The organism is Kitasatospora sp. NPDC127067 (assembly GCF_042724755.1).
Taxonomy (GTDB): domain Bacteria; phylum Actinomycetota; class Actinomycetes; order Streptomycetales; family Streptomycetaceae; genus Kitasatospora; species Kitasatospora lactacystinica.
In genome coordinates this window covers 16,956-32,852 of record NZ_JBHXEM010000100.1, presented here as the reverse complement: position 1 = coordinate 32,852, position 15,897 = coordinate 16,956, and the positions used below count along the sequence as shown (strand labels likewise).

Annotated in this window: 13 protein-coding genes and 1 pseudogene; 10 read left to right on the top strand and 4 right to left on the bottom strand. The window is 72.4% G+C overall.

The genetic code is table 11. The features are described 5' to 3' along the window. From ACFWJ4_RS30655 to ACFWJ4_RS30620, 8 genes are all read left to right on the top strand, one after another. The coding region (locus ACFWJ4_RS30655) for a ferritin-like domain-containing protein (protein ID WP_380549634.1) at nucleotides 1-236 on the top strand (236 nt) is incomplete at its 5' end. Further along, entirely contained in the window at nucleotides 236-1,663 is a 1,428-nt protein-coding gene (locus tag ACFWJ4_RS30650) for a dihydrolipoyl dehydrogenase family protein (RefSeq protein WP_380549631.1), read from the top strand. The genes ACFWJ4_RS30655 and ACFWJ4_RS30650, both read left to right, overlap by 1 nt. 49 nt (nucleotides 1,664-1,712) lie before the next feature. After that, entirely contained in the window at nucleotides 1,713-2,543 is an 831-nt protein-coding gene (locus tag ACFWJ4_RS30645) for an alpha/beta fold hydrolase (RefSeq protein WP_380549628.1), read from the top strand. 55 nt (nucleotides 2,544-2,598) lie between these two features. Continuing rightward, nucleotides 2,599-3,552: an alpha/beta hydrolase gene (locus ACFWJ4_RS30640; RefSeq protein ID WP_380549625.1), complete on the top strand. Its 954-nt coding sequence runs from the start codon at nucleotides 2,599-2,601 to the stop codon at nucleotides 3,550-3,552. Next, entirely contained in the window at nucleotides 3,549-5,435 is a 1,887-nt protein-coding gene (locus ACFWJ4_RS30635) for an amidohydrolase (RefSeq protein WP_380549622.1), read from the top strand. Before ACFWJ4_RS30640 ends, ACFWJ4_RS30635 begins: the two co-directional genes overlap by 4 nt. Nucleotides 5,436-5,451: 16 nt before the next feature. Then, nucleotides 5,452-6,195 carry an acetate uptake transporter family protein gene (locus tag ACFWJ4_RS30630; RefSeq protein WP_380549620.1) on the top strand — a complete coding sequence of 248 codons (744 nt, stop codon included), beginning with the start codon at nucleotides 5,452-5,454 and terminating at the stop codon, nucleotides 6,193-6,195. Between the two features lie 27 nt (nucleotides 6,196-6,222). After that, a complete protein-coding gene (locus tag ACFWJ4_RS30625) occupies nucleotides 6,223-6,369 on the top strand; it encodes a GNAT family N-acetyltransferase (protein ID WP_380549640.1) in 147 nt (48 codons plus the stop codon). Between the two features lie 53 nt (nucleotides 6,370-6,422). Further along, a complete protein-coding gene (locus tag ACFWJ4_RS30620) occupies nucleotides 6,423-7,148 on the top strand; it encodes an alpha/beta fold hydrolase (protein ID WP_380549617.1) in 726 nt (241 codons plus the stop codon). A 136-nt stretch (nucleotides 7,149-7,284) separates the two neighbouring features. Here the strand turns inward: ACFWJ4_RS30620 and ACFWJ4_RS30615 are convergent, their stop codons facing one another. The 3 genes from ACFWJ4_RS30615 to ACFWJ4_RS30605 all read right to left on the bottom strand — a co-directional run bounded on the left by ACFWJ4_RS30615 (nucleotide 7,285) and on the right by ACFWJ4_RS30605 (nucleotide 12,321). Beyond that, nucleotides 7,285-8,244: a helix-turn-helix domain-containing protein gene (locus ACFWJ4_RS30615; protein WP_380549614.1), complete on the bottom strand. Its 960-nt coding sequence runs from the start codon at nucleotides 8,242-8,244 to the stop codon at nucleotides 7,285-7,287. A 210-nt stretch (nucleotides 8,245-8,454) separates the two neighbouring features. Then, nucleotides 8,455-9,441, bottom strand: a complete 987-nt coding sequence (locus ACFWJ4_RS30610) for an alpha/beta hydrolase (protein WP_380549611.1) — start codon at nucleotides 9,439-9,441, stop codon at nucleotides 8,455-8,457. A 48-nt stretch (nucleotides 9,442-9,489) separates the two neighbouring features. After that, complete coding sequence (locus tag ACFWJ4_RS30605; RefSeq protein WP_380549609.1) at nucleotides 9,490-12,321, bottom strand: AAA family ATPase; 2,832 nt, start codon at nucleotides 12,319-12,321, stop codon at nucleotides 9,490-9,492. Between the two features lie 205 nt (nucleotides 12,322-12,526). On the opposite strand from ACFWJ4_RS30605, the gene ACFWJ4_RS30600 reads away from it, so the two are divergent. Both ACFWJ4_RS30600 and ACFWJ4_RS30595 read left to right on the top strand, forming a co-directional pair. Next, on the top strand, nucleotides 12,527-15,289 hold the full coding sequence (locus ACFWJ4_RS30600; protein ID WP_380549606.1) for a helix-turn-helix transcriptional regulator: 2,763 nt from the start codon (nucleotides 12,527-12,529) through the stop codon (nucleotides 15,287-15,289). Nucleotides 15,290-15,331: 42 nt separating this feature from the next. Beyond that, nucleotides 15,332-15,769, top strand: coding sequence for a transposase (locus ACFWJ4_RS30595; RefSeq protein ID WP_380549604.1), 438 nt, complete (start codon nucleotides 15,332-15,334; stop codon nucleotides 15,767-15,769). Here the strand turns inward: ACFWJ4_RS30595 and ACFWJ4_RS30590 are convergent. Then, nucleotides 15,738-15,875, bottom strand: a pseudogene (locus tag ACFWJ4_RS30590) (YccF domain-containing protein); the annotation flags it as partial. The gene ACFWJ4_RS30595 and the pseudogene ACFWJ4_RS30590 sit on opposite strands and share 32 nt — an antisense overlap. Between the last annotated feature and the right edge of the window lie 22 nt (nucleotides 15,876-15,897).

Genomic DNA, 15,897 nt, shown 5'->3' with positions numbered 1-15,897 from the left:
TGACGGCCATTCCCCGGCCGCCGAACGGTGTGGAGAAGGTCCCCGCCATGCTGTCGAGGCTCCTCGACGCGCACGAGCGGATCCTGATCGACGCGCGGGACGCCGCCGCCCGGATCTCGGCCGAGGGCGACGAGGGCAGCACCGACCTGCTCGTCTCCGAGGTCGTCCGCACCGGCGAGGCGCAGGTGTGGTTCCTGGCCGAGCACCTCGTGGACACCCCTCTGGTGCAGGGCTGATGGAGGACACGTACGACGTCGTGGTGGTCGGGGGCGGACCGGGCGGCGAGGTCGCCGCCGACCGGATCGTCCAGTCCGGGCTGACCGCCGTCGTCGTCGAGGCCGAGGCCGTCGGTGGCGAGTGCTCCTACCGCGCGTGCGTACCGAGCAAGGCCCTGCTGCGTCCCGGCGCGGCGCGGGAGGCCGCGCGGTCGGTCGACGGTGCCCGGCAGGCGGTCACGGCGGCACTCGATCCGGCGCGTGTCCTGGCCCGCCGTGACCGGTTCACCGGCCGCGGTGACGACACCGGTCAGGCCGACTGGCTGAACAGCGCCGGCGTACCTCTCGTGCGAGGGCACGGACGGCTCGCCGGAGAGTGCCGGGTGGAGGTGACCGGGGCCGACGGCACGGTCCGCACCCTGCGGGCCCGGCGCGCGGTCGTGCTCAGCCCCGGCACGGAACCCGCGCTGCCGCCGGTCGAAGGGCTCGACCAGGTCGGTGTGTGGACCAACCGGCAGGCCACCACGGCCGACGCGGTACCCGAGCGGCTCGTCGTCATCGGCGGCGGAGTGGTGGCCTGCGAGATGGCCACCGCATGGGGCTCACTCGGCTCCGCCGTCACCCTGCTCGTCCGCGACCAGGCCCTGCTGACGGGCTGGGAGCCGCGTGCCGGCGAAGAAGTCGCCCGGGGGCTGACCGCCCTGGGCGTGACGATCCGCTTCGGGGTCTCGGCCCTCCGGGTCGCCCGTGACGGGGCCACCCGCACCGTGACCGTGGAGACCGACGACGGCGCCGTCCTGGCGTGCGACGAGGTGCTGGCCGCCGTCGGCCGGCGCCCGCGCACGGCGGACCTCGGCCTGGAGACCGTCGGGCTGCCGGCCGCTGGCTGGCTTCAGGTCGACGACACCTGCCTCGTCACCGCCCTCGATGGCGACTGGCTCTACGCCGTCGGCGACGTGAACGAGCGGGCGCCGCTGACGCACATGGCCAAGTACCAGGCCCGCGCGTGCGCCGCGGCGATCGCCGAGCGAGCCTCGGACCGCTCGGCCGACACCGGCGGCTGGCAGGCCTGGAGCGCGCAGGCCGACCACGTCGCCGTCCCGCAGGCCGTCTTCACCCGTCCCGAGATCGCGAGCGTCGGCCTCACGGAACGCGCGGCGCGTGAAGCCGGTCTCACGATCCGCGCGGTGGAGCACCGCATCGGCGACGTCGCCGGAGCCGCGCTGTACGCCGACGACTACCGCGGCTACGCCAAGCTCGTCGTCGACGAGACCCGCGGAGTCGTCGTCGGTTGCACCCTCACCGGCCCCATGGCGACCGAACTCATCCACACCGCCACCGTCGCCATCGTGGGCGAAGTCCCGCTCGAACGTCTGCGGCACACCGTCCCCGCCTTCCCGACGGTCAGCGAAGTCTGGCTGCGGCTGCTGGAGGCGTACGGCCTCTGAGGCCGTCTCCGCCCAGCCATCGGAAAGTTATCAACACAAGGAGCACTCCATGCCGTTCATCAAGGTCGCCGAAGGCGCCTCCGCACCCGTCAACGTGTACTACGAGGACCACGGCACCGGACAGCCCGTAGTGCTGATCCACGGCTGGCCGCTCAACGGGGCCTCCTGGGAGAAGCAGACCGCCGCACTCCTCGCCGCCGGCCACCGGGTCATCACGTACGACAGGCGGGGCTTCGGCCGCTCCGACCAGCCGGCCGACGGCTACGACTACGACACCTTCGCGGCCGATCTGAACGAGGTGCTCACCACCCTCGACCTGCGCGACGCCGTCCTCGTCGGCTTCTCCATGGGCAGCGGCGAGGTGACCCGCTACCTCGGCACGTACGGCTCCGAGCGCATCGCCAAGGCCGTTGTGATCGGGGTCGTTCCGCCCTTCCTTCTGAAGACGGACGACAACCCGGGCGGCGTGGACGGGAGCGTCTTCAAGGGCATCGAAGAGGCCATCGTTGCCGACCGGTTCGCGTTCATGACCGCCTTCCTCGCCGACTTCTACAACGTCGACGTGCTCGGTGGTGAGCGCATCAGCGAGCAGGCGGTCCAGGCCAGCTGGAACGTCGCCGTCAGCGCCTCCGCCAAGGGCACCCTGGACTGCGTCCAGGCCTGGCTCACGGACTTCCGCGCGGACCTGCCGCGCATCGACGTCCCGACCCTCGTCATCCACGGCGACGCCGACCGCACCCTGCCCGTCGAGGCCACGGCGATACCGCTGGCGCAGCGCATCACCGGCGCCGAGCTGACGATCGTGCCCGGGGGCCCGCACGGCCTGATCTGGACCCACGCCGACGAGGTCAACACCGCCCTGCTCGCCTTCCTCGACTGAGCACGCTCGCCGCTGATCACCCGCCCCACCGCCGTACCCTTCGAAGGAGACCCCCATGCCGAACCGGCCGACCCTCGAACCCGCCGCCCAGGCCTTCGCCGACGCCACTGCCCAGCCGCCTTTCCTCTACCAGATCCCCGTGCCGGACGGCCGCAAGGCCGTGGACGACGTCCAGAGCGACGAACGTGTCCCCCTGCCCGCCGTCGACGAGGAATGGGTCACCGTCCACGGCGGTCCGACCGGCGACGTCCGCGCCCGGATCGTCCGCCCGCGCGGCGCCGGCGGGCCCCTCCCCGTCATCCTCTACATCCACGGCGCGGGCTGGGTCTTCGGCAACGCCCACACCCACGACCGGCTCGTCCGCGAACTCGCCGTCGGCGCCGCGGCTGCTGTCGTCTTCCCCGAGTACGACCTCTCGCCCGAGGCCCGCTACCCCGTCGCCATCGAGCAGAACTACGCCGTCGCCCGGTGGATCACCCGCGATGGACAGCACAAGGAGCTCGACGGCACCCGGATCGCCGTCGCGGGCGACTCGGTCGGCGGCAACATGACCGCGGCCCTCACCCTCATGGCCAAGCAGCGCGGCGACGTCCGCCTCACCCACCAGGTCCTCTTCTACCCGGTCACCGACGCGAGCTTCGACACCGACTCCTACCACGCCTTCGCCGAGGGCTACTTCCTGCGCCGTGACGCCATGAAGTGGTTCTGGGACCAGTACACGACCGAGGAGGCCGAGCGCGCGCAGATCACCGCCTCGCCGCTGCGCGCCACCACCGAGCAGCTCACCGGCCTGCCGCCCGCCCTGGTCATCACCGCCGAGGCCGACGTCCTGCGCGACGAGGGCGAGGCGTACGCGGCGAAGCTCCGTGCCGCCGGAGTCCCCGTCACCGCTCTGCGCCTCCAGGGGGTCATCCACGACTTCGTCATGCTGAACGCGCTGCGCGAGACGCAGGGCGCGGAACTCGCCATCGGCGTCGCCATCGACACCCTGCGCAAGGCCCTGGCATGACCGGGCCGTCGACGAGCATGCCCGTCGCGGGCCTCGTGCCCGCCGCGCGGCCGGAACACGCGCAGGCCGACCTCCTCGTCCGCAACGCGAGGGTGTTCACCGGCGACCCCGCCCGCCCCGAGGCCCGCGCCGTCGCGATCCGCGACGGCCGGGTCGCGGCCCTCGGCGACGACCACGACCTCGCCCACCTCGTCGGGCCGGGCACCAGGGTCGTCGACGCCCTCGGCCGCCGGGCGATCCCCGGCCTGAACGACTCCCACGTCCACGTCATCAGGGGCGGCCTGAACTACGTCCTGGAGCTGCGCTGGGACGGCGTGCGCAGCCTCCGCCACGCGCTGGCCATGCTGCGCGAGCAGGCCGGCCGCACCCCCAAGGGGCAGTGGATCCGGGTCGTCGGCGGCTGGACCGCCGAACAGTTCGCCGAGCGGAGGATGCCGACCGTCGCCGAGCTGAACGCCGCCGCCCCCGACACTCCGGTGTTCGTCCTCCATCTGTACCAGTCGGCCCTGATGAACCGGGCCGCAGTGCGGGCTGCCGGATTCACCCGTGACACCCCCGACCCGCGCGGTGGACAGATCGTTCGGAGCCGGGACGGCGAACCCAACGGGGTCCTCCTGGCGGCGCCGAGCGCTCTCATCCTGTACTCGACGCTGGCCAAGGCGCCGACCCTCGACGAGGCGGACAAGCGGACGTCGACGCGACACTTCCTGCGCGAGCTGAACCGTTTCGGTCTGACTTCGGCGGTGGACGCCGCCGGCGGCTTCCAGAACTTCCCCGACAACTACGCCACGGTCGCCGACCTCGCCAGGTCGGGGGAGCTGTCCCTGCGCATCGCCTACCACCTCTTCCCGCAGACGGCCGGCCAGGAGCTCGCCGACCTCAAGCGCTGGACCGAGATGGTCAAGCCCGGGGGAGGGGACGAGTGGCTCCGGCTCAATGGCGCGGGCGAGAACCTCACCTGGGCCGCCGCCGACTTCGAGAACTTCTCCGAACCCCGCCCTGAGCTCGCCGAGGGATACGAGGCCGAGTTCGAGAAGGCCGTCCGACTCCTGCTGGAGAACGGCTGGGGCTTCCGGCTCCACGCGACCTACGACGAGACGATCCGCCGCGACCTGGCCGTCTTCGAGAAGCTCGCCGCGGAAGGACTCTTCCCCGGCGGTAACCGCTGGCTCTTCGATCACGCCGAGACCGTCTCGGGCGACAGCCTGGACCGGATCGCGGCCCTCGGAGGCGCCCTGTCCGTCCAGAACCGCATGTCCTTCCAGGGCACCGCATTCCGCGACCGCTACGGCGCCGAGGCCGCCGCCCGCACTCCGCCGGTCCGGGCCATGCTCGACCGCGGTCTGACCGTCGCCGCCGGAACCGACGCCACCCGCGTCTCCTCGTACAACCCGTGGGTCGCGCTGCACTGGCTGGTGACCGGGCGCACGGTCGGCGGCACTGCGCTCTACCCGGCAGGCAACCTGATCAGCAGGGAGACCGCGCTGGGCCTCTACACCCGCGGCGGAGCCCAACTCACCGGCGAGCAGGAGGCCAAGGGAGTCCTGCGGGAGGGATTTTACGGCGACCTCGCGATCCTTTCCGACGACTTCCTGACCGTGCCCGAGGACGTCATCCCCGAGATCGAGTCCGTGCTCACCGTCGTCGGCGGGCGCATCGTCTACGCGAGCGCGGAGTATGAGGGACTCGACGAGGCCGTCCCGCCGGTCAGCCCGGAGTGGAGCCCGGTGGCTCACTTCGGCGGCTACCAGAGCGGTGCCCGCCAGGCGTCGCTCGTCGCCGAGGCCGCCGCCGAGTCCGAGCAGCATCGTCGGTGGCGCGTCGCCCGAGGCTCCGTTCCCGAGACGCCTCCGCCGTTCCTCGACCCCTGCTTCGAGCACTGAACGAGAGATCCACACGATGAGTACAGCCTCCGCTTCCTCCTCCGGCGGCGCCGACGACGCGCCGGACAACCGGCCGGACACACCCCCGGGACGCCGCCTCGAACCGGACCTCCGGTCGATGACCCGTATCAACCTGCGCCCCATCGCCTCACCCATGCCGCTGGGCTTCTTCACGGTGGCGATCGCATCCGTGATGACGGGATGCCTGCAACTCGGGCTCTTCGAAACAGAGGCCCGCGGCGCCGTCGCCCTGTGCGTACCGCCCGCCTTCGCCCTGCAGTTCCTGGTGAGCGTCCTGGCTTTCGGCGCCCGCGACGTGATCGCGGCGACGCTCATGGGCATCTTCGCCGGCAGCTGGCTGGCCTACGCGCTCGTCATGTTCAGCGGCACTGCCGACGGCCTGCGCGTGCTGGGCGTCTTCAACCTGGCGCTCCTCTGCTTCGGGGCGCTGATGACCGCCGTGACCCGGCCCAAGCGCGCGCTCTGGCTCGTCCTGGCGGTCTCCCTGCCCCGCTGGGCCGCCACCGGCCTGTCGGGCCTCACCGGCGCCGAGTGGCTCACGCGTACGTCCGGCGTCCTGGGCCTCCTGGTGGCGCTCGTCGCGATCTACGCGGCGTTTGCCCTGATGTTGGAGGACATGCGCGGCGAGGAGGTCCTGCCCATCGGCCGCAGCGGCCCCGCCCACGCCGCCGTCGAGGGCGACCTCGCAGTCCAGCTCCGCAACCTGGAACGCCAGGCGGGCGTGCGCCGCACGCTCTGAACACCACCGACCCCTGTACACGGCGGGCTGCTCGCCCGGGGAGCCCTCGACGACGCCCGCGCACGCGGGCTGCACGTCCTGCCGTACTGCCCCTTCATCCGGGGGTGGATCCGCAAGCACCCCGAGTACGCCGACCTGGTTCCCGAGGCGAGCCGCGCCCGGTTGGGCCTGTGAAACACAGCGATTCTGCCTTCCACACCCCCACCCACGTCCCGAGGAGTTCACTCATGTCCCGACCCGTCAGCCCCACCGTCGTCCTGGTCCACGGTGCCTTCGCCGACGCCTCCAGCTACGCCCGCGTCATCCCCGAACTGACCGCAGCAGGCCTGGAGGTGGTGGCCCCGGCCGTACCCAACCGCAGCCTCGTCGACGACGCCGCCTACATCGCCTCGGTGGTACGCGCCATAGCCGGCCCCGTGGTCCTGGTCGGGCACTCCTACGGCGGCGCCGTCATCACCGTCGCCGGCACGGAGGACAACGTCCAGGCGCTGGTCTACCTCGCCGGATACGCGTTGGAGGAGGGCGAGAGCCTCGGCGAGCTGCAAGGGCGCTTCCCCGACACGGGCCTCGCGGACGCGCTCGTCTACACGCCCTTCCCCGTGGCGGGCTCGGACGAGACCGGCACCGACGTCTCGGTGGCGGTCGAGCGCTTCCCCGACCTCTTTGCCGCAGACGTGGACCCCGGGCTCGCCGAAGTGCTCGCCGCTTCCCAACGCCCGTTGTCCGCACGGGCCTTCACGGAGACCGCGCCGGTCGCGGCATGGAGGACCAAGCCCTCGTGGGGCCTGATCGCCACCTCCGACCGGACCCTCAACCCCGATATGGAGCGCTACGGCTACGAGCGCGCCGGCATGACCACCACCGAGGTCGACTCCTCGCACCTGGTCATGCTCGCCCAGCCCGAGCGCGTGGCCGAGCTCATCCTGGACGCGGTCCGGTCCACCGCTCGCTGACCCGCTGCCCGGGCCGCGTCCGTGCCGATCCCGCCCCCGCCCCCGCCCCCGCCCGGGCGGGGGCGGGATCGGCACGCGCGCGCACAGAGCGGCCGGCCCGTCCGTGCGGTGCGGCCCGGCGGAGCGTCGCCTCTGTTCACACGCGGCGCGTGCTGGACTGCCAGTCCCGGGGTGACATCCCGTACGCGGTGCGAAAGGACCGACTGAAGTGGGACGGGTTCACGAAGCCCCAGCGCTGAGCCACCGCCGAGACGGTGGGTGCGGACCTCGACTGCCTGGCCAGCTCCCGTCGGCACCTCTCCAGGCGCTCGCGATGGATCCAACGGCTCACTGTGGTCCCCTCGGCCTGGAAGATCTTGTGCAGATACCGGACGGACATGTGGTGCGCGCACGCGATCATCTCCGGAGAGAGACCTGGATCAGCCAGGTGTCGCAGGATGTACTCCTTGATACGGGCCAGCATCCCGCGGGCCACCTCCGACGCGTGGGGGTTCAGCAGCCCCTGCCGCTCGCGCACCAGCACCGTCAGCAGATCGACGGCGGTCATCGCGAGCTGCCGGCCCGTGTACGGGTCGAAGTCGGCCGCCCGGTCCGCCAGACGTTCCAGATGGCCGGCGACCACTCCGGACGTGCCGCGGTGGCTGTCGAAGACGGTCCCCGTGATCGCCCGCAGTTCGGTGTCCGTCACGGCCAGCACCTCCTTCGGTACCCGGATCGATGTGAACCGGAAGTTTTCCGGCTGTTCCCTGTCGTAGGGCCGGCCGGCGTCGGAGCAGGTGAAAGTACCGGGGCGGACCAGGGCCTGGCGCCCGTCCTGGGTGAGCCGCCCGGTGCCCTGGTGCTGGAGCGTGACGGTCATGTACTCCGCTCCGCCCCTGGAGATCAGGGAGGCGTGGCGCGAAACGCTCGCCGGGCCGGCCTCGACCACCGAGATCTGGAGGGGGCCGAGCGTATCGACGGCCATGGTTCCCGTCGCGGGCTCGCGCTCGTACAGCGTGACGTCCATCGGCACCAAGGTGTCGGAGACGATGCTCTGCCAGTAGTCGGCCCGCTCGGACGGAGGCAGCGGCAGGACGGAGAGTACGACGGACATCATGACCTCTCGTCATGGTCTTGCGGACGCTCCCTGGAGAGCGTCGAAACAGTAGGAAGTCCAGTCTCGAACCATCCGCCGTCGTCGCCATCAGTCACCCGACTGGTGTTCTGTCCCGTACCCCGCACCCCGCATCCCGGCTCCTGCGACGGCGGGCAGGTGGCGTCCCTGCCACGCGTCGGCCGGGGATGCGCCACGCGTCCCCGGCCGCTCTCACCGCAGGTGAGCGCGGAGGAACCTGCCGCCGAGCCGTACGGCCGCCCGCGTCGACGGGCTGTTGCGCAGCGCGGTCAGCGACACGAAGTCGTGGACCGTGCCCTGGAACCGTGCTGCGGTCGCGGCGACACCAGCCCGAAGCAGCAGGTCCGCGTACTCCTCCGCCTCGTCCCTGGTGACGTCGGCCTCCGCCGTGACGACCAGGGCCGGCGGCAGTCCCGCGAGCGCGGCCGTACTCGCACGCAGCGGGACCGCGGTCGGCTCATCCCGCTGCTGGGGATCTACCACGTACTGCCGCCAGTACGACCGTACGGCCTCCCGCGTGAGGTGGTATCCCGTGGCGAAGAGCCGTTGTGACGGGCTGTCGCAACGGGCATCGGTAAGGGGGTAGTACAGGAGCTGGGCACGGAGTTCCGGACCTCCGCGTGCCCGCGCCAGCAGCGTGAGCGCCGTGGCAAGAGTGGCCCCCGCGCAGTCCCCGGCGACCGCGAGCCGGTCGGTGTCGAGCCCGAGCGACTCGGCCTGTCCGACCGCCCAGGTCAGCAGGGCGTAACACTCTTCGAGGGCGACCGGATAGCGGCTCTCGGGCGTGCGACTGTACTCGGGAACGATGGCCGCGACACCGGCTTCGCGCACCAGCTCGCTGATGAGCCAGGCGTGCGTCTGCCCGTCGCCCAGCATCCAGCGGCCGCCGTGGACGTAGAGCACGGTGGGGGGCCGGCCCCCCACACCGGTTGGCCGGAAGACCCAGAAGCCCACCAGGCCGGTGGGCCCCACGGGCGCCGTGTGGAAGGTGGCGTCCACGTCGAAGTCGTCGATCCGGTCGGCTTGGGACTCCCGCAGCGCCTGTCGCGCGGCCTCTGGTTCCAGCTCGTGGAGGAAGGGCGGTGCCGCCGAGGCGTCGAGGAGCCGCTGCACCAGAGGATCCAGGATCACTGGCGACGGCTGCCCGGCGCGCGCCTCCCGGTCGGGGTCCGGCTGCATTCGTTCCGCCTTTCGCTCGGGCCCCGCTGGTCGGTGGTCGTTCGCACATCAGCTGTCGTGCAGGAGGTCCCGAAGCTGATGACGGCTGCTGATGCCGAGCTTGGGATAGACGTTGTAGAGGTGCGAGCCCACCGTGCGCGGCGAAAGAAAGAGCCGTTCGCCGATCTCGCGGTTCGACAGGCCACCGGCGGCGAGCCGTGCGATCTGCTGTTGCTGGGCCGTCAGCTCGGCCAGCCGTTCGGCCGAGGCGGAGGCGTCGGCGACACCTGTCGCGCGCAGCTCGCCGCGGGCCGCGTCCGTGAGCGCGCGGGTGCCGAGCCGGGCCGCCGTCTCAAGGACCGTGGTCAGCTGGGTGCGGGCCTCCAGCGGCCGTCGGCACCTGCGCAGCCAGATCGCGTAGTGCAGACGGGCCTGGGCCCGTTCCAGCGGCCAGGTGTCGCCCGCGGGGTTGACCAGAGCCAGCCGGAAGTGGTGCTCAGGGTCCGCCTCCTCGTCGACGAGGGCGGCCGCGTGATGCATCAGGAGTGTCATGCGGGTCGTCGGCCGCTCGCCCAGACCCGCCCGCACCGCGCCGAGGACGTACGCTGCCTCCTTCTTCCGGCCGACGCGCTGCGCGGCGGCGGCCAGTTCGCCGACGGAGCGCGGGGACACGAAGGGGGCGAGTGGCGATCCGTCCTCACCGAACAGGGCCCTGAAGTGGTGGAACGCGCGTTCCACGTCCCCCAGGGCCAGTGCGTGGAGCCCGCCGGCGCGCAGCATCCTGGCTCGAACAGCCAGGTTCTCGCCGAGATTCACGGAGCGCCAGTGGGGGCCGGTGAACAGGATGTCCGGCAGTGCTTCGCCACGCAGGGCGCGCAGCGTCATCTCCAGCGCTTCGAGGTCCATGTCGACTCGGGGCAACCGGTGGACCACCGCGTCGGAGCGTCCCTCCTCGATCAGGGTCCGGGCCTCGGGCCATCGGCCCATGGCGATGAGGGTGTCCACGTGTTGCGGAAGCGTCCACAAGCGTGGGCCCCACGCCCCGCAGGCACCGTGCAGTGTGCTCGCCTGCCGGTACAGCTCCGCGCACAGCTCCGACTCGTCGGTGTAGTACGCCACCGCGGCGTCGGCCAGCAGCCGGGGCAGGGGAGCCGGGCCGTCGAGCGGTCCGGGCAGGGCGAAGGGCACCCGGCGGGACCTGCCGCCCACGTGGGCGCCGGCGTCGATTCCCGCCGACACGTAGCTCTCCAGCGCCGGCAGGACTCCGGCACCGCCGAGCCCGGGGATGAAGCCCGGGTCCACCGGCGCGACGCCCCCGGGGGGCGTGAAGTGCCCGCAGTGCCCGCGGCGGCCGTCCCGCGACCCGGGTGTCTGCCGGGCCGCTTGTCTCGCGTGGTCGAGCAGGCGCGGCAGCTCCGCCCGGTGCTCGGGCAGACCGGACTGGTGGGCGATCGAGGCGGCGATCGCGGTGAGCGCGAAGGCGGTGGTGGCGGTACGCGGTGGAGAGTGGCGCCACATGTCCGACAGGAGCGCGAAGGCCTCGCGCTGGAACGAGAGCAGCGCCAGCGCGCCGGCCATGGCACAGGCGGCGATGCACCGCAGCTCCGGGTCACGGTTGACCCGGGAGAACTCCGTGTAGAGGTCGCGGACCCACTCCGGATCCCCCAGATCGCTCGCCGCCGCCATGGCCGAGGCGAGGCGGCGGGCCCGGGCCTCGTCATCTCCGCTGAACCGCGCCGCCAGCTCCAGGGCCTTCGCCGAGGCGAAGCGGTCTCCCACGCGCAGGGCGTGGGTGGCGGTCGCCCGCTCCAGGGCCGAGGCCACCGCCTCGTCGGGGCCGATCGCGGCCGCAGCCAGATGCCAGGCCCGGTTCGCCGGGCTCTGGCCCGCCGCCGCGGCCAGGTCCCGATGGGCCCGCTGCCGCAGCTTCGCGGGCTGCCGGTGGAACGCCGCCGCACGCACCAGCGGGTGACCGAACGCGAGGCGGCCGTCGGCGATGCCGATCAGACCGGCCTCCTCCGCCGGGGTCCATACGGTGAGGTCGTCGGTGCCCAAGGCAGCCATCACGATGCGGAGCTCCTCCTCCCGCAGCGCGGCCGAGGCATAGAGCAGTGCGCGCTGCGCGTCCTCAGGGAGAACATCCAGACGTGAGGCGAACGCCTGCGGGGCCGAGGCCGGCCCGGCACCGACGCGTGACGCCCGGTTCAGCTCGACGACCGCCAGCGGATTGCCCTCCGCCTGCCGGAGCAGGTCCAGCCGATGCCGCCCCCTAGGTGCATCGGACTGCGCGTCCAGGAGCCGGGCCGCTGCCCCGGGGGACAACGGGCCGAGCCGCAGGACGGGAAGGTCAGCCGGGACTCCGGCCGGAGGAGCCTCGCCGCGTGCGGTGAACAGCATGGTCACCGCCTGGTCCGTGAGCCGCCGCCGTACGGAGGACAGGACATCCAAGGAGGCGTCGTCGCAGTCCTGGGCGTCGTCCACCGCAACCATCAGCGGGTTCGTCCGGGCGAGGCGGGTCAGGAGTGCCAGCGTGACGGCACACAGCGCACGTCGCTCCTGCGGCCCGGCTCCCGCACCCGGCTCGAAGGCGGTACGGAGCACCGGCCACCCGTCCTTCGGAAACGTGTCCGGCGCGTCCAGCACCGGCAGAAGCAGCCGGTGCAGCGAGGCGAAGGGCGGCGGTTTCTCCCCGCCCCAGCCCCGCGCGGAAAGGACCCGGGCCCCACGCGCCGCGGCCGTCTCCTCGGCGAACCGCAGCAACCGGGACCTGCCGGTGCCGGTCTCTCCGAGTACGAGCAGACCCTGCGGACCGGAACGTACGTCGAGGCATCGCAGGATCCGGTCGACCTCCTCCTCACGGCCGATCGGCGCAGGCGCGTATCCCGCTTCGAACTCCGTCATCGCACTCCGACTCCCCGTCCGAGGCAGATTGTTCCCACCTCTGCGGGGATCCTGCCAGAAGGGCGAGCGGGCTGCTTCTGTCATGTGACCAGTCATGCCGGAAGAGCGCCTGGCAAAATGGCGTCAACGCTGTGAACAGGTAATTCACGGCCGGCCCCGCTCTACCGGGCGGTCCGGGGCGGCTGTGGGTCGGACAAGGGAGAGCATGAACGTCGGCGCCGTGGAGGCACGCGCACGGGGCATCCGTGGCAGAGCCCGTGAACTGGAGTGGATCGGCAAGCTCGTCGACGCCGCGGACGGGCCCGGCTCGAAGGTGCTCGTGCTCACCGGTCAGCCGGGCGCCGGCAAGAGCACCCTTTTGGATCACGCCGCCGACGAGGCCGCGGCACGAGGCCGACGTGTGCTCCGGGTACGCGGCTGTGAGGGCGAGCTGGGCCTCGACTTCGCGGCGGTACACCAACTGCTGCGTCCCGTTCTCCGCGACATCGACCGACTGCCGACACGTCAGCGCGACGCCCTGCAAAAAGCGTTCGGCACGGACGACGGCGACGGGCAGGAGAGCCCGGACCCGCTCGTGATCAGGTCCGGCGTGCTCACCCTCCTCTCGGAGGCGGCGACGGAACGGCCCGTACTCATCATCGTCGACGACGCCCAATGGCTGGACGTCGGCTCCGTGGACGTGCTGGCGTTCGTCGCCAGGCGCCTCGAAGGCGAACGCATCGCCCTGCTGCTCGCCGCTCGGGACGACTCGGTGCCGGCGCGCTTCGACCGCGACTTCCCCCATCTGGCGGCGGGCCCCCTGGACCGGGCCGCTGCGGGCCTCCTGCTGGACGAGCAGCCGAGCCCTCCGCGGGGAAGGGCCCGCGCCCGGATCCTGGAGGAAGCCGGAGGCAACCCGCTGGCCCTCATCGAACTCGCACGGGCCTGCGCCGGGGAACCGGGCGGCCTGGGCAGCGGCCCGATCGACCCCCTGCCGCTCACCGCACGGCTGCAGCAGCTGTTTGCGGCCGGCCTGCCCGACCTGCCGCAGGAGACCCGGCGCGCGCTGCTCCTGGCGGCGGTCGCCGGCATGGACCGGCTCGCCGACGTCCTGCACGCGGCCCCCTGCCTGGACGATCCCGAGGTGTGGCGGCCCGCCGAACGGGCGGGGCTGGTACGGGTCGAGAACGGAGACGTCCGCCTGCGGCATCCGCTGATCCGGTCCGCGATCCACCAGGCCGCCCCGTTCGCCGACCGCCGGGAGGCCCACCTGGTGCTGGCCGCCGCGCTCGCACACGAACCGGACCGCCGGGCCTGGCACCTCGCCGCGGCCGCCCTCGGTCCGGACGAGAATGTCGCCGACACCCTGGCGGAGAGCGCCGAGCGCTCCCGGCGGCGCGGCGGGTACGCGGCCGCGGCCACCACGCTGGAGCGCGCCGCGGAACTCACCCCGGACCCCGAGTGTCGGGCCGGACGGCTGCTCTCCGCCGCCACCTCCGCCATGCTCGCCGGACACCCCCAATGGGTCGAGGAGATCGCGGCCCGCGTCGCGACCCTGACGGACGACCCCCGGCTGCTCGCCGAGGCCTCCCTGCGCGGTGGCTGGGCGCTGGCCGTCACCCTGCGGCACGACGACGCGCTCGGGTTCCTGCTGCCGGTGGCCGAGACCATGGCCACTGCGGAGCCCGCCCTGGCCCTGGACGCCCTGGGGACGGCCGCCACCTCCGCGACCAAGTCCGGCGACCCCGCCCACCGTGCCGAACTCCGGCGGATCGGCGGGCTGATTCCCGGCCTGCGGGACCGGACCCAGTGGCTCTGGATACGGGCCGTCGCCGACCCCTTCACCGGGCGGGAAGCGGCGGTCGACGACCTGCACCGCATGGTGGAAGCCAGACGGGACGCCCCGTTCGCCGACCTCCTGATGCTCGGCGGCACCGCCTGGATCCTGGACGAGACCGGCCTGGCCGTACGTCTGCTCGGCCAGGCCGTGGACCACCACCGCACCGCCGCCACGGCCGGCGCCAACTGCACGGTCGCCCAGGCCCGGGCGGTCGCGCTGTTCGAGAGCGGGGCGTGGACGGCGGCCCGGTCGGCCACCGAGGAGGCCTTCTGGACGGCCAGGGAGGCGGGCGCGGACAACGTCACCGTGGGATCACAGATCCTGCGGGCCACGCTGTGCGCCGCCCGCGGCGACCACGCGGGCGGCCGGGCCCAGGCCTCCGACGCCGTGCGCGGCATCGACCTGCGCACGTCCCGCAGCCTGTACGTCCGCCACTGCCACGCGCTCGGCACGGCGGCGCTCGTGGAGGGCGACCACCGGACGGCGTACGAGCACCTCCGTCGCACCTACACCCGGGGCCCTCGCCCCGCCCCCGTGCACCACCACGCCTCGCCGTACCACCTCGCCGACCTCGCCGCGGCCGCCGTCCGCGCCGACCGGACCGACGACGCCCGGTCCGTGCTCCGCGCCGCCGAGGACCTCCTGGGCCCGTCCCGCTCGGCCCGCCTGGACGCGATCGTGCACCGGGCCCGCGCCCTGCTGAGCGAACCCGACGGGGCGGAGCCGCACTTTCGCGCGGCACTCGCCGACCCGGCGGGCGCCCACTGGCCCTTCGAACACGCCCTCGTCCAGCTGGACTTCGGGGAGTGGCTGCGGCGGCGCCGGCGGGCCGTGGAGGCGCGCCCGCTGCTCGCCGCCGCCCTGGAGACCTTCGAACGGCTCGACGCGCGGCCGTGGACCGGGCGGGCCACGGCCGAACTCCGCGCGGCCGGAGTGACCGTGGCGGACTCTGCGGTACCGCGGGCCGTGTCCGGCCTGACAGCGCAGGAACTGCAGATCGCCCAACTGGCCGCGGAGGGCCTGACGAACCGGGAGATCGGTGCTCGGCTCTATCTGTCCCCTCGCACCATCGGGTTCCACCTGCACAAGATCTTCCCGAAACTCGGCATCACGGGGCGCGCCCAACTGCGGGACGTCTTGGGCCAGTGAAATCGGACGGGGGAGACGGCCGTCCCTTCCGGCCTGCTCGATGTGAAGGTATTCGTCCTCGGACCGGTACCCGTGCGCACCGGCGGCATCGCCTGCACCGTCCAAGCCTGGTACAAAGCGGCCAAGGCAGCTGTCCCGGCAGCTGATCTGACGGACAAGCAGTGGACGCTGATATCCCATCTGCTCCCCGCGGGCCGGGGCAGTCGCGTCCGCCGCTCAGTCGACGCCATCTTCGCCAAGGCCCGCACCGGTGTCTCCTGGCCGAAGCTCCGCGAGGAGTACGGCTCGACGAGTACCGCCTCGAAGTACTTCAACGAGTGGGTGGCGCAAGGTGTCTGGGCCGAGCTGGATCTAGCGCTCGCGGAGGTCGAACGGGTACCGCTGCCCGGCCTCGACCTGCTCCCGCCTACGCGAATCGAAGGGCGGGTTGACCCCCGCGTGATACTGAGCGCAGCAGAACCATCCCGAACGGGATCGTGACGATGAGTACGCGGCAGATGATTCCGGCGAGCGTGTAGGCAAGCGCCATCCAAATGCCGCAGAAAATCAACCAGATGACATTGAGGATGAACCTTATTGCGCTCATGCTTGGTACCTTCACGACCGAT